Source organism: Ruegeria sp. R13_0, from assembly GCF_017743995.1.
Taxonomy (GTDB): Bacteria; Pseudomonadota; Alphaproteobacteria; order Rhodobacterales; family Rhodobacteraceae; genus Ruegeria.
The window spans coordinates 240,360-253,159 of the sequence record NZ_JAGHRB010000008.1 but is presented as its reverse complement, the minus strand read 5'-3'; the positions used below and the strand labels follow the sequence as shown (position 1 = coordinate 253,159).

Below are 12,800 nucleotides of genomic sequence, written 5' to 3'. Positions count from 1 at the left end.
CCCGCAAAGCCAGCCAGGGCTGCGATATATGAGGTCTCCGCCCTGCCAGGCTTTGCTCTCCTCAGCGCAGTATAAGTGACATTTCTAATTTGCAGACCGGGTGACATTTCTACTTGGTTGCAACACGGATCAAGTCTTTAGTTTAAATAAAGAAATCCGAACATAAATAGAACGTCTTTCAATCCAAAGCGAAATGTATACCCTATTCCTCCAAAGCAAATCTGTAGTTTTGGCAGCATCGCCTTTGCTAGTTCCACGACGTTGAACGGTTTGCGACATGCTTCGGCACCAAGGGAGCTCCGGCGTATTGCCCAACCGCCCTTTATGACATTGTTTACCAAGCTAGTGATAGAGATCGCGCGGGAAAGCCAGCGGGTTCAGAGGTAGTCCCTCACTTCGATGCGACGCATGCGGCAGCCCCTTTATGGCGGTCGTGATCATTCTCCATCGCAACCGATTGCGATTCTAATGCAGGTTGATCATAGGTTCGAACGTCGGCACAGGCTGAAACTCTGGCTGTTATAAAACCACCTCTTGGGGGGCCAATCAAGAAACCTCGCTGCGCCAGATGACTCCGCGAAATCCCAAACAATTTCCACGATTGTCAAATTTTCGCAGAGAGAGCTGTCGCCTCCTTACCGCTGGTTCGATCCTCGGAACCGGAGCATATGTAGTCGGGCACGGCTTTTCTTCAGGAGCACACATGAGCAAGCACTACTACGCACCCCACGGCGGACACCCCGGACAAGACCAGCTGCTGACGGACCGCGCCGTGTTTACCGATGCCTATGCCGTGATCCCCAAGGGCACCATGCGGGACATCGTGACGAGCTTTCTGCCGTTCTGGGACGATACGCGCCTGTGGGTGATCTCGCGCCCGCTGACAGGATTTGCCGAGACCTTCTCGCAATATATCATGGAGGTGCAGCCGGGCGGAGGTTCGGATCGGCCCGAAACCGACCCCGAGGCCCAAGGTGTTCTGTTCGTGGTCGACGGCACCGCGACACTGATCGCTGAAGGAACGCGCCATGAGTTGACCCCTGGCAGCTATGCCTATCTTCCTCCCGGATGCGACTGGACCCTGCGCAACCACTCTGAAAACACCTTGCGATTCCATTGGATTCGCAAAGCCTATGAGGCCGTTGAAGGGCTCGGGACCCCGGATGTCCTCGTGCTGAACGAAAACGATATCGCGCCGACTCCAATGCCTGGCACAGATGGCAAATGGGCGACAACGCGATTTGTCGACCCGAATGACCTGCGCCACGACATGCATGTGACCGTGGTGACATTCGAACCCGGTGCGGTCATCCCTTTCCTCGAAACCCATGTGATGGAACACGGCCTCTACGTCCTTGAGGGTAAGGCGGTGTACCGGTTGAACAATGACTGGGTCGAGGTCGAGGCAGGAGACTACATGTGGCTGCGCGCGTTCTGCCCGCAGGCCTGTTACGCTGGCGGTCCGGGCAAGTTCCGGTATCTGCTTTACAAGGATGTGAACCGACACATGCCGCTGCGCCTTGGATCCGCTGCCAACCGGCGATAGAGGCCCTTCACTTGACGGTGCCTCCGATGGCCTGAGTCAACGCTTGGCCCGCCTCGATCACGGGGCGGCTGAGCTGTTCAATCCCATCCTCGCGCACCCGGCTGGTGGGCCCCGAGACGGAAATCCCCGCAACCGCTTCACCGTTCACGTCGAACACCGGCGCAGCGATACAGCGCATGCCCTCGTTCTTTTCTTCATTGTCGATCGAAAAACCTCGCGCGCGGATAGAAGTCAGGTCCCGTTTCAGATCTTCTACAGTCGTGATCGACCGGTCCGTGAACGCCTGCAACTGGACCGAGGACAGCAATCTGTCCAACCGGTCCTCATCCATATGCGCCAGCAGGACCTTCCCGATCCCCGACGCGTGCATCGGCGATAATGTCCCGGGCGGGAAAAAGGCTCGGATGCTGGCATGGGTTTCAACTTGGCTTAGAAATAGGACTGAGCCTTCTTTCTGAATGCCCAAATTGGCGGTTTCACCCGTAGCTTCCATCAGCTTGCGCATCACCGGTCTTGCCCGATCCACAAGGCTGGTGCGCCGAAGAAATCGCGAGCCTATGACGAAGGCACGGGGGCCGATATGCCAGATCTGCTCGACGGGATCGAACTCTACCAGGCCCCTGCCCTCAAGCGTGACAAGGATGCGATAGACCGTGGCCGGGGACTGCTGCATTTCATCGGACAGCATCGTCAATGACTTGCCTTGCGCCTCGCTCAGATACTCGAAAACCTCCATCGCTCGGTCGAGGGATTTGATCGTGTTCTGAGCCGTTTTGTCATCCCACGCCCGCGGCCTTCCCCGCGCTTTTCGAGGGGAACCAGCGCCATTTTTTTGAGAAACCATAAGAACCTTCGGATTTCTTCGAAATTCTCATTCACCATATGAAAAACGCAACCCATTGACAACTATAATTTAAATATCAGTTGCTGGTTTTTGAAAATCGTTTTCAAAAAAATTTTAAATCAAATGGCTTGGTCTTAAGATGACCACAACGACGGAAGGAGACCATCCATGAGCTTTCAAAATCCCGTTTTCATTCCGGGCCCGACCAATATCCCTGAAAGCCTGCGCAAGGCTTGTGACATGCCCACGATCGACCACCGGTCGCCGCTATTTGGGCAAATCCTGCACCCTGCCCGCGCGGGCGTACGGAAGGTTCTGAAAAGCGACAGCGCCGAAGTGTTCATCTTTCCCTCGACCGGAACAGGTGGCTGGGAAACAGCGTTGACCAACACCCTATCCGCCGGAGACAAGGTTCTGGCCGCGCGAAACGGTATGTTCAGCCATCGCTGGATCGACATGTGCCAGCGCCACGGGTTGAATGTCGAGATCGTCGAAACCCCGTGGGGCCAGGGTCTGCCTGCCGACCGCTATGAAGAGATCCTGACCGCAGACACCAACCACGAGATCAAAGCCGTTCTTGCCACACACAACGAAACGGCGACCGGCGTAAAGTCGGACATTGCCGCCGTGCGCAAGGCGCTGAACGCGGCAGGGCATCCTGCGCTGCTGTTCGTTGATGGCGTCTCGTCCATCGCGTCGATGGATTTCCGCTTTGATGAGTGGGGTGTCGATGTGGCCGTCACCGGATCGCAAAAAGGATTCATGCTGCCTGCAGGTCTCGCAGTCGTCGGCTTTAGCCAGAAGGCGATGGAGGCAACTAAAAATGGCACCTTGCCTCGCACGTTTTTTGACGTCCACGACATGGCCAAGGGCTACGCAAACAGCGCCTATCCTTACACGCCTGCCGTCGGCTTGATGAACGGCCTAAACCAGGCCTGCGACATGTTGTTGAAGGAAGGGTTGGAGAACGTCTTTGCCCGCCATACTCGCATCGCCGAAGGGGTGCGTGCCGCTGTCGGCGCATGGGGGCTGGAGCTTTGTGCCGCGAACCCTGCGGTCTATTCCGACACGGTCAGCGCAATCCGCACGCCGGATGGTTTCAACGCGACCGATATCGTCACCCATGCCGCCGAGAAATACGGTGTCGCCTTTGGCGTCGGCCTTGGCGAAGTCGCCGGCAAAGTCTTCCGGATCGGACATCTCGGTAGCCTGACCGATGTCATGGCCCTGTCGGGAATCGCGACGGCCGAAATGTGCATGGTCGATCTGGGTTTGAACATTCAACTGGGTTCGGGCGTGGCGGCTGCACAGGAATACTATCGCGGACATCCAGCCGCCGTTCAGAAGGATGCTGCATGATGAAGGACCTCTCGTTGTATATCCCGACTTATGAGGACATGCTCGAAGCGCATACCCGGATCGAGCCTTACATCCGCCGGACCCCGGTTCGGACCTCGGACTACTTGAACGAATTGACGGGCGCCCAGCTGTTCTTCAAATGCGAGAACTTTCAGGAACCGGGTGCTTTCAAGGTACGCGGCGCGACCAACGCAGTGTTTGCCCTAGAAGAGGAACAAGCACAGAAAGGTGTTGCGACCCATTCCTCCGGCAACCACGCGTCGTGCCTATCCTATGCCGCATCGAGGCGCGGTATTCCGTGCAACGTGGTGATGCCGCGCACGGCGCCTCAGGCCAAGAAAGACACGGTGCGTCGCTACGGAGGCAAAATCACAGAATGTGAGCCCTCGACCACCTCGCGCGAGGCGACTTTCGCCCAGGTTCAGGCGGCCACGGGAGGGGATTTTGTCCATCCTTACAATGATCCGCGGGTGATCGCCGGACAGGGCACCTGCTCGCGCGAATTCATTGAGCAGACCGATGGTCTGGACGCGGTGGTTGCCCCCATTGGTGGCGGTGGCATGGTGTCCGGCACGTGCCTGACCCTGTCCACCCTTGCGCCAGAAACCGCAATCATTGCGGCGGAACCCGAACAGGCGGATGACGCCTATCGCAGCTTCAAGGCGGGTCACATCATCGCCGATGATGCGCCGAAAACCATCGCTGACGGCCTGTTGGTGCCGCTGAAAGATCTCACGTGGCACTTCGTTTCGAACCACGTTTCCGAGATCTACACGGCCTCGGAACAAGAGATCATCGACGCCATGAAGCTGACGTGGAAACACCTTCGGATCGTGATGGAGCCGTCCTCGGCCGTGCCTCTGGCTACGATCCTCAAGAACCCCGACGCGTTCAAAGGCAAGCGGGTCGGCCTGATCATCACCGGTGGCAATGTCGATCTGGACAAGCTGCCCTGGCTGAACACCTGACCCAGCCGCAACAGACATCAATCCCGACACAGGAATACGGACATGAAAGATATGACCAATCTCGACGCATTCGAAGTGGGCTATGACATTCCGGCCAAGCCCGGAATGGATGAAGCAGATATCCAGACCCCCAGCCTTGTGCTGGATCTCGATGCGCTTGAACGCAACATCAAGAAGATGGGCGACTATGCCAAAGCCCACGGCATGCGCCACCGTGTTCACGGCAAAATGCACAAATCCGTCGATGTAGCGAAACTTCAGGAACGCCTCGGCGGAGCAGTGGGCGTGTGCTGTCAGAAGGTCTCAGAGGCCGAAGTTTTCGTGCGCGGTGGGATCAAGGACGTGTTGGTGTCGAACCAGGTGCGCGACCCTGCCAAGATCGACCGCCTGGCCAGCCTGCCAAAACTCGGCAGCCGCATTATCGTATGTGTCGACGATGTTGACAATGTCGCCGATCTTTCGGGTGCTGCGGTCGATCACGGCACTCAACTTGAGGTCTTTGTCGAAATTGACTGCGGAGCGGGACGGTGCGGGGTGACCACAATACCTCAGGTGATCGAAATTGCCAAAGCGGTCGAGGCGGCCGACAACCTCAAATTCACCGGCATTCAGGCCTATCAGGGTGCGATGCAGCATCTCGACAGCTACGAGGCGCGTAAGGAAAAGCTGGATACCGCAATTGAGATGGTCAAAGACGCCGTTGACGGCCTTAAGGCGGAAGGCATCGATTGCGAGTTGGTTTCTGGCGGCGGTACCGGCTCATACTACTTCGAGTCCAACTCGGGCGTCTACAATGAGCTCCAATGCGGGTCCTATGCCTTCATGGATGCCGATTACGGCCGCATTCTGGACAAAGACGGCAACCGTATCGACCGGGGCGAGTGGGAGAACGCTCTGTTCATCCTGACCAGCGTCATGAGCCACGCCAAGGCTGACAAGGCGATCGTCGATGCGGGCCTCAAGGCGCAATCGGTAGACAGCGGCTTACCCGTCGTGTTTGGACGCGACGATGTTGAGTACATCAAATGCTCGGACGAACATGGCGTTGTGATGGATACGGATGGTGTTCTCAAGGTCAATGACAAGCTCAAGCTGGTGCCCGGTCACTGCGACCCAACAGCCAATGTGCATGATTGGTATGTCGGCGTGCGCAACGGCAAGGTCGAGGCCGTCTGGCCCGTATCCGCCCGCGGCCGCGCCTACTAAGGCCAAAAAATCAAAGAAATCTGGCTCGACAGCAGCCTGAGCCTCGCCCGTGTGCCTCCTCTCCCTTCGGGACAAGCGCACGGGCGAACGAATTCCAAGTGGAGATTGACATGTTGATCGTACCCGAGCGCGAGATCGCCGGATTGATGACCCGCCAAGCGGCCTTTGATGCCGTCGAAAGCGTCTTTGCAGCAATGGCCGCAGGCGATGCCTATAACTTCCCTGTCGTGCGTGAGGCCATCGGCCACGAAGACGCTCTGTATGGCTTCAAGGGTGGTTTTGACCGCACCGGCCTGACTTTGGGCCTGAAGGCAGGCGGTTACTGGCCGAACAATCTTGAGAAACGTGGGTTGATCAACCACCAATCCACGGTTTTCCTGTTCGATCCCGACACAGGCAAACCTTCGGCGATGGTTGGCGGCAACCTACTGACGGCACTGCGCACAGCGGCGGCCTCATCCGTGTCGATCAAACATCTGGCCCGCGCGGATGCCAAAGTGATCGGTATGATCGGAGCAGGCCATCAGGCCGCCTTCCAACTGCGCGCCGCGCTGGAACAGCGTAGCTTTGAAAAGGTCATTGGCTGGAATTACCACCCGGAAATGCTGCCCAATATCGAGAAAGTCGCTGTTGAGGCAGGTGTCCCATTTAAGGCGGTCGAACTTGACGGAATGACCGAGGCGGATGTGATCATCTCGATCACTTCGGCCTTTGAACCTTCGCTTATGGCGCGCCATGTCAGCCCTGGAACGCATGTCGCTTGCATGGGAACAGACACCAAAGGCAAGCAAGAGGTCGAATCCGCCCTGCTGGCCGGGGCGCGTGTCTTCACGGACGAGGTCGCGCAATCCGTCACCATCGGCGAGGCACAGCACGCCGTGGCCGAAGGACTGATCAGCCAAAGCGACGTCGCGCAGCTTGGCGCGGTCATCAATGGAACGTACGAGGGCCGCTCGGCAGATGATCAGATCACATTGTTCGACGGCACGGGCGTTGGCCTGCAGGATCTTGCGGTGGCCGCAGCGGTGGTCGACCTTGCCGTAGAAAAAGGGATCGCGATCAAGGTTGATTTCTGACCTCGCTGGCACCTGTTTCCAAGCGGCAAGTCGCCCCTCGGTTTGCAACGGCCGGGGTTCTTGCCCCGGCCAATGTCATTCCACCCGGAAGGTGTTGCTAGGCGCTGGGTTCTCGCCGCAGCTCCAACCTCGTGCGCAGAGAAGGCGCGATACCCCGCGCGCTTTCTGGCGAATTATTCGACGATAAGGTACGGGACCTCGAACCAATGCTCCTGCAGGTTGGGTCCAGTTCCAATTCTATCCACGACCGCAAAAAGGCCCGGATCATGGAGCGGGGTCAGAACGCCGTGCCAGGTGTTACGGTGATAGTTCACCCCCTGCCCCGGCGCAGTTATGAACGCAATCGGGTGGCCGGGTTTTCCATCTTCATCTGGCGCGACAACCACAACGAACGGCTTTTCGGAAAATGGTAGAAACGCCTGACTGCCCTCAGGGTGACGCTCCATCATATCCAGCGTGATCGGCAGGCTGAAAGCCTCGGACTGGAACACGCTGATCCCCGAACGACCGTCTTGGAAATCCAATTCGGCCCGGTCATGATAGCGGGCGCATTTGCCCTGATTGATGTACTTGTCCACCTCACCCGCCGCTTGAATCACATCTCCAAACGGCGCAAAGGCCTCGGGGGTCAGGGGCTGCAGTTTCAGCTCGATGGTCATTCCGAGAACTTCTCGATCAAGCGCAGCTCGGCAATCCTTTCGACCTGTCTGCAGGCTTCGTCGAACTCCGTATCCCGATCACTGTCAATGCGGCGGTGAAAGGCCTCCAGGATGCTGGCCTTCGTGTTGTCCTTAACGGCGATGATGAAGGGAAAGCCGAATTTGGAGGTATAGGCCTCATTCAACGCGGTAAAGGTTTCGCGTTCCTCATCTGTCAGCATATCCAGACCAGCCCCGGCCTGTTCCGCCGTGCTTTCCTTGGTCAGCCGCCCAGCGGCGGCAAGCTTGCCCGCCAGATCCGGGTGCGCGGTCAGAACGCCAAGGCGCTGTTCGGTCGAGGCCGTGCGGAATACACGCGCAAGCGCGTTGTGGACGCCAGCCGGATTATCATGTGTCGGTCCGAGTTCGAGGTCAAACGCGCCTTCGGCAATCCATGGGCTGTGTTCGAACACGCCGCCAAATTCGGATACAAAGGTGGCCTGGTCCATTTCGGACGGGGTGAGGCGTTGCATCGGCGGGTGTTCCTTTGCCCAGTGATCGGCAATCTGCTCACGTGTCGCGAACCAGACACCATCATGTTGTCTGAAATAGTCCAGCGCGCGTTTTAGCGCCATGGCGCGACCCGGACGACCGATCAAGCGGCAGTGCAACCCGATCGAGAGCATTTTCGGCATACCCGCCGTGCCCTCGGCATAGAGCATGTCGAAGCTATCTTTCAGATAGCTTTCGAACTGCTCACCATTTGTGTATCCGGCCTGAATTGCGAAACGCATGTCGTTGCAATCCATCGTGTATGGCACAATCAACTGATCCTTGCCCCCTGCCTTGATCCAATAGGGCAGATCATCGGCATAGCTGTCCGCGATATAGGCAAAGTCACCCTCTTCAGCTGCAAGATCGATCGTATTCATCGAGCACCGACCAGTATACCAACCGCGCGGAGGATGGCCGGTGACTTCCGTGTGCAAACGGATGGCTTCGCGGATCTGGGAACGCTCGTCTTGCGAGTCCATGTCCTTGTGTTCGATCCATTTCAGCCCATGGCTCGCGATCTCCCAGCCTGCATGTTTCATCGCCGCAACCTGTGCCGGGGCGCGCGCCAGAGCGGTCGCCACGCCATAAACGGTCACGGGCAGGTCCTGCAAAAGGTGGTGAACACGCCAGAACCCAGCACGGCTGCCGTATTCGTAGATCGATTCCATGTTCCAGTGCCGCTGCCCCGGCCAGGGGGCCGCACCAGTGATCTCGGACAAAAACGCCTCAGAGGCCGCGTCACCGTGCAAGATGTTGTTTTCGCCACCTTCTTCATAGTTCAATACGATCTGAATCGCGATCCGGGCCCCATTGGGCCAGTTGGCTTTCGGCATTTGACTGCCGTAGCCGGTCATATCTCGTGGATAAGGCTTCACATCTGTTTCCTTCTTCTTGAGTTCCTCAATACTCCGGATAATCAAAGAAATTTTTCAAAAAATACGAAAAGCAGTTTCGGACAGTCTGGCTTTGCCCTCGGACGAGAAAACAGACTAAGAAATAAGCAACTTTAGGAGTGGCACAAATGACCGGTTACCTGACCACACACGTTTTAGATACAGCGCGGGGGTGCCCCGCCAAAGGGCTGAAAATCGAGCTGTACCGTATCAATGGCACAGACCGCACTTTGCTGAAAGCGCTGGTGACAAATGACGACGGCAGAACCGACGAACAGATTCTGCCGCAATCCGAGTTTTCAACGGGCGAGTATGAACTGGTTTTCTATGCTGGCGCGTATCTAGATGCCTCAGACACCCCGCCAGAAGATCCCCGTTTTTTGGATGTAATCCCGATCCGGTTCGGGATGTCCGAGCAGTCTCACTATCACGTGCCTCTACTTCTTTCCTCCTTTGGATACTCGACCTATCGCGGCAGCTAAGGTCTCCGCTTTAGGTATTCGCGGATATCGAAGATCTGATACGCTCTATGATGAACTCCATAAAAAGCCGCGTTTTGGGGTCTTGCATGCGGCGGTGCGTAAACAGGCACGCCATCTGAATGGGTTCCGGTGGCGTTTCTGTTGCGACCGGAACCAGATTTCCGGCCTTAAGGTGCTGTGCAATCTCAAAGATCGGCTTCAGCGCGATCCCGTGACCTGCAAGCGCCCAATCCGTCAATACATCGCCATCGTCCGATTCATAGCGACCAGAGACGCGGAATCGCTTTGGCCCAGTTTGAGTTCTGAGAAGCCACTGAAACTCGGTCGCGCCCGGAAAGCGAAGGTTTAGGCATTCGTGATTGTCGGCGATTAAATCGTCTCCACTTGCCGGCATCCCGCGTTTCTTAATGTATTTCGGAGAGGCGCACAGAACCCTTTCCACATCGGCGATCTTGCGAATGCGCAAGTTGCTGTCCTCGGGCTGCCCTAGGAAAAACGCAAGATCCAAACCTTCTGTTGTCAGGTCGACCTTGCGATCTGTCAGCCTCAGCCTGACGTTGACCTCGGGGTACTCGGCCAAGAACTTTGGCACCTGCGGCGCGATCAGCCTGCGACCTACACCCAATGGCGCTGCGACATAGAGAGAACCTTTCAGATTCTCGGTAATATTGACGATCTGAGCCTCGGCATTTTCGACGGCCTCAAGGATTTCAGCGGCCCCCCGATAAAACGATTGCCCTTGTTCGGTCGGCGTTAGGCTGCGCGTCGTGCGTTGAAACAGCCGCACGCCCAGATGCTCCTCCAATTGCGATATCCGCGCCGAGGTGACGGCCGGAGAAACCCTCAGATCGCGGCCTGCGGCGGACATGCTGCCCAACTCGTAGACTCGGACAAAGGTTCTGATGTTATCTAGATAGGACATTTTTTTGCATTTTTTGATACTGCTTGGTCTTTGCTAGCAATACCAGAACAAAGCAGTCTCGCATAGAGTGAGCAGAAGCAAAGAATCTTAGGAGCAAACCCATGTATGATCTGGCCGTAATGTGGGAGTGGATTGCCTTTTCGGTCCGCTGGCTGCACGTGATCACTGCGATGGCGTGGATTGGGGCATCTTTCTACTTTATCGCATTGGACCTGATGCTTAAGCCAAACCCTGCGCTGCCGGATGGGGCCTATGGCGAAGAATGGGAGGTCCACGGCGGCGGGTTTTACCACACCGTAAAATACCTGGTGGCGCCCGCCCGGATGCCCGAGCATCTGACCTGGCACAAATGGCAAAGCTACACCACATGGCTGTCCGGTGCTGCGCTCCTGATGATCATTTACTGGGTCGGAGGAGAGCTGTTCCTGCTGGACCCGACCAAGGTCGATCTGGCGCTGTGGCAGGGAATTCTGATCTCGGGTGGCTCATTGACCATTGGCTGGTTGCTCTATGACCAGATGTGCAAGTCTAAGCTGAGCGATCATCCCAACGTTCTGATGCTGTTGTTGTTCGTGATCCTTGTGATCATGTCCTGGGGCTACAACCAGATATTCACCGGTCGGGCCGCGCTATTGCACCTTGGGGCGTTTACCGCAACGATCATGACGGCCAATGTGTTCTTTCAGATCATGCCGAACCAGCGCATCGTGGTCGCAGACCTCAAGGCAGGTCGGACCCCTGACGCCAAGTACGGCAAGATTGCCAAAGTACGCTCGACCCATAATAACTATCTGACCTTGCCGGTCGTGTTCCTGATGCTGTCGAACCACTACCCGCTGGCGTTCGGCACTGAGTATTCATGGATCATTGCAAGCCTGATCTTCCTGACCGGGGTCACCATTCGCCACTACTTCAACACGATGCATGCGACTGGAACAGGCCCTCATTGGACCTGGGCAGTCACGGTCCTTCTGATGATCGCAATTGCATGGCTGTCCTCGGTCCGGTCCGGCGAGACATGGGAAGAGGCGGAAGCGCGCGAACTGTCACCCTATGAACAGAAATTTGCCTCGGCCGAGGGGTTCGAGGCCGCTTATGATACGGTTCTGGGCAACTGCTCCATGTGTCACGCACGCGAGCCGGTCTACGGCACAATGAAATGGGCGCCCAAGAAAGTCTATCTTGAAACGCCCGGCGATGTCGCCCGCCAGGCTGATCAAATCTATCTGCAGGCCGGGATCAGCCACGCGATGCCGCCGCCAGCCGCGGTTCAAATGGATGACGAAGCCCGCCAAACAATCATTGCTTGGGTACGTGAGGTCAGAGGCCAGTAAGCCCCGACTTGTAGCAGTTGATACAGGACCCTCCTGCCGCTTTATCCAAAGAACCTTTTGCTGTGTTTCGCGATGTGTTCGACGAACAGGCGTATCTTCGGGTCCTGAAGTTTCTTATGCGGATAGAGGCAGCCGAAGATGGTCGGCAAGGGCGGTGTTGCCGGCAGAACCTCGACCAGTTGGCCTGACACGAGATACTCTTTCACATCAAAGCGCGGTTTGTTGACGATACCCTTGCCCGACAAAGCCCAATCCGTCAGGACATCGCCGTCATCCGCATCGTATTTGCCCCGAACCTCAAGTTTGCGCGGCCCCATGTCGGTGTTCAAAGTCCAGAAATACTCGGGCGATCTGGGATAGCGCAGCAGCAGGCAATTGTGCTGAGAGTGCAATAGGTCATCCGGCGTTTTGGGCACGCCGAAATCTGACAGATATTCGGGCGAGGCACATAGCAGCCGGTCACAATCCGCGAATTTCCGCAGTTTCATCGTGGAATCGCCCGGCTCTCCGATAAAGAACGCAATATCCAAACCATCGGCCATCATGTCCACTTTGCGATCGGACAGTCGCATGCGGATCTCGGTCTCTGGGTAACGCTCCGAGAAATCAGGGACCAGAGGCGCAACAATCCTACGCCCCACCCCCAAAGGCGCTGTGATGCGGATTGCGCCGCGGGGGGCGTCCGAAAAACTGGCGACGCGCGCCTCGGCGTGGTCCAACGCCAGCAAAACGGCTTTGGCCTCATCATAGAAAACCTCGCCGACTTCTGTTGCCGTCATCGAGCGGGTCGTTCTATTGAACAGGCGCACGCCCAGATGGTTCTCCAGCTCTTTCAGGCGTTTGCTGGCCACGGCCGGTGTCAGCCGCAGGTCACGGCCGCCGGAGGTGATGCTGCCCAACTCCATCACCCTGACGAAGACCCGCAAGCTTTCGATGTATGACATTCATTCCTCCCACTGCGGGAAGACTGCGACGTC

General features: G+C 57.0%; 12 protein-coding genes. 7 read left to right on the top strand and 5 right to left on the bottom strand.

Translation table 11 applies throughout. The annotated features are described in order from the left end of the window. Positions 1-703 precede the first annotated feature (703 nt). Positions 704-1,546 carry a bifunctional allantoicase/(S)-ureidoglycine aminohydrolase gene (locus tag J7394_RS12730; RefSeq protein WP_209253516.1) on the top strand — a complete coding sequence of 281 codons (843 nt, stop codon included), beginning with the start codon at positions 704-706 and terminating at the stop codon, positions 1,544-1,546. A gap of 7 nt (positions 1,547-1,553) precedes the next feature. Here J7394_RS12730 and bhcR read toward each other — a convergent pair whose 3' ends face one another. Next, entirely contained in the window at positions 1,554-2,390 is an 837-nt protein-coding gene (bhcR, locus tag J7394_RS12725; protein ID WP_209253514.1) for an HTH-type transcriptional regulator BhcR, read from the bottom strand. Between the two features lie 168 nt (positions 2,391-2,558). Between bhcR and bhcA the strand changes: the two genes are divergently transcribed. The 4 genes from bhcA (at position 2,559) to bhcD (ending at position 6,999) form a co-directional block, all read left to right on the top strand. Then, entirely contained in the window at positions 2,559-3,749 is a 1,191-nt protein-coding gene (bhcA, locus tag J7394_RS12720) for an L-aspartate--glyoxylate aminotransferase BhcA (RefSeq protein ID WP_209253512.1), read from the top strand. Continuing rightward, positions 3,749-4,717, top strand: coding sequence for a beta-hydroxyaspartate dehydratase BhcB (gene bhcB / locus J7394_RS12715; RefSeq protein WP_209253536.1), 969 nt, complete (start codon positions 3,749-3,751; stop codon positions 4,715-4,717). Before bhcA ends, bhcB begins: the two co-directional genes overlap by 1 nt. A gap of 42 nt (positions 4,718-4,759) precedes the next feature. Further along, positions 4,760-5,923 carry a 3-hydroxy-D-aspartate aldolase BhcC gene (gene bhcC, locus J7394_RS12710; RefSeq protein WP_209253510.1) on the top strand — a complete coding sequence of 388 codons (1,164 nt, stop codon included), beginning with the start codon at positions 4,760-4,762 and terminating at the stop codon, positions 5,921-5,923. A 110-nt stretch (positions 5,924-6,033) separates the two neighbouring features. Further along, complete coding sequence (bhcD, locus tag J7394_RS12705; protein WP_209253508.1) at positions 6,034-6,999, top strand: iminosuccinate reductase BhcD; 966 nt, start codon at positions 6,034-6,036, stop codon at positions 6,997-6,999. A gap of 173 nt (positions 7,000-7,172) precedes the next feature. Here the strand turns inward: bhcD and J7394_RS12700 are convergent, their stop codons facing one another. Continuing rightward, positions 7,173-7,658 carry an ureidoglycolate lyase gene (locus J7394_RS12700; RefSeq protein WP_209253506.1) on the bottom strand — a complete coding sequence of 162 codons (486 nt, stop codon included), beginning with the start codon at positions 7,656-7,658 and terminating at the stop codon, positions 7,173-7,175. After that, the gene (gene puuE, locus J7394_RS12695; RefSeq protein WP_209253504.1) at positions 7,655-9,067 is read right to left on the bottom strand and encodes an allantoinase PuuE; all 1,413 of its coding nucleotides are present in this window, start codon (positions 9,065-9,067) and stop codon (positions 7,655-7,657) included. The genes J7394_RS12700 and puuE overlap by 4 nt, the downstream gene beginning before the upstream one ends. A gap of 146 nt (positions 9,068-9,213) precedes the next feature. Between puuE and uraH the strand changes: the two genes are divergently transcribed. After that, entirely contained in the window at positions 9,214-9,567 is a 354-nt protein-coding gene (gene uraH / locus J7394_RS12690; RefSeq protein WP_209253502.1) for a hydroxyisourate hydrolase, read from the top strand. 10 nt (positions 9,568-9,577) lie between these two features. Here uraH and J7394_RS12685 read toward each other — a convergent pair whose 3' ends face one another. Then, positions 9,578-10,489, bottom strand: coding sequence for a LysR family transcriptional regulator (locus J7394_RS12685; RefSeq protein ID WP_209253500.1), 912 nt, complete (start codon positions 10,487-10,489; stop codon positions 9,578-9,580). A 101-nt stretch (positions 10,490-10,590) separates the two neighbouring features. Here J7394_RS12685 and J7394_RS12680 point away from each other — a divergent pair, with 101 nt between their 5' ends. Continuing rightward, positions 10,591-11,823 (top strand): urate hydroxylase PuuD, encoded by a 1,233-nt coding sequence (locus J7394_RS12680; RefSeq protein ID WP_209253498.1) that lies wholly within the window; start codon positions 10,591-10,593, stop codon positions 11,821-11,823. A gap of 41 nt (positions 11,824-11,864) precedes the next feature. Here the strand turns inward: J7394_RS12680 and J7394_RS12675 are convergent, their stop codons facing one another. Next, positions 11,865-12,767, bottom strand: coding sequence for a LysR family transcriptional regulator (locus J7394_RS12675; protein WP_209253496.1), 903 nt, complete (start codon positions 12,765-12,767; stop codon positions 11,865-11,867). Positions 12,768-12,800 lie beyond the last annotated feature (33 nt).

What these genes read in the sequence shown, in the direction of transcription:
- J7394_RS12730 (WP_209253516.1), top strand. Translation starts at nt 704, where the DNA reads ATGAGCAAGCACTACTACGCACCCCACGGCGGACACCCCGGACAAGAC.
- bhcR (WP_209253514.1), bottom strand. Translation starts at nt 2,390, where the DNA reads ATGGTTTCTCAAAAAAATGGCGCTGGTTCCCCTCGAAAAGCGCGGGGA.
- bhcA (WP_209253512.1), top strand. Translation starts at nt 2,559, where the DNA reads ATGAGCTTTCAAAATCCCGTTTTCATTCCGGGCCCGACCAATATCCCT.
- bhcB (WP_209253536.1), top strand. Translation starts at nt 3,749, where the DNA reads ATGAAGGACCTCTCGTTGTATATCCCGACTTATGAGGACATGCTCGAA.
- bhcC (WP_209253510.1), top strand. Translation starts at nt 4,760, where the DNA reads ATGAAAGATATGACCAATCTCGACGCATTCGAAGTGGGCTATGACATT.
- bhcD (WP_209253508.1), top strand. Translation starts at nt 6,034, where the DNA reads ATGTTGATCGTACCCGAGCGCGAGATCGCCGGATTGATGACCCGCCAA.
- J7394_RS12700 (WP_209253506.1), bottom strand. Translation starts at nt 7,658, where the DNA reads ATGACCATCGAGCTGAAACTGCAGCCCCTGACCCCCGAGGCCTTTGCG.
- uraH (WP_209253502.1), top strand. Translation starts at nt 9,214, where the DNA reads ATGACCGGTTACCTGACCACACACGTTTTAGATACAGCGCGGGGGTGC.
- J7394_RS12685 (WP_209253500.1), bottom strand. Translation starts at nt 10,489, where the DNA reads ATGTCCTATCTAGATAACATCAGAACCTTTGTCCGAGTCTACGAGTTG.
- J7394_RS12680 (WP_209253498.1), top strand. Translation starts at nt 10,591, where the DNA reads ATGTATGATCTGGCCGTAATGTGGGAGTGGATTGCCTTTTCGGTCCGC.
- J7394_RS12675 (WP_209253496.1), bottom strand. Translation starts at nt 12,767, where the DNA reads ATGTCATACATCGAAAGCTTGCGGGTCTTCGTCAGGGTGATGGAGTTG.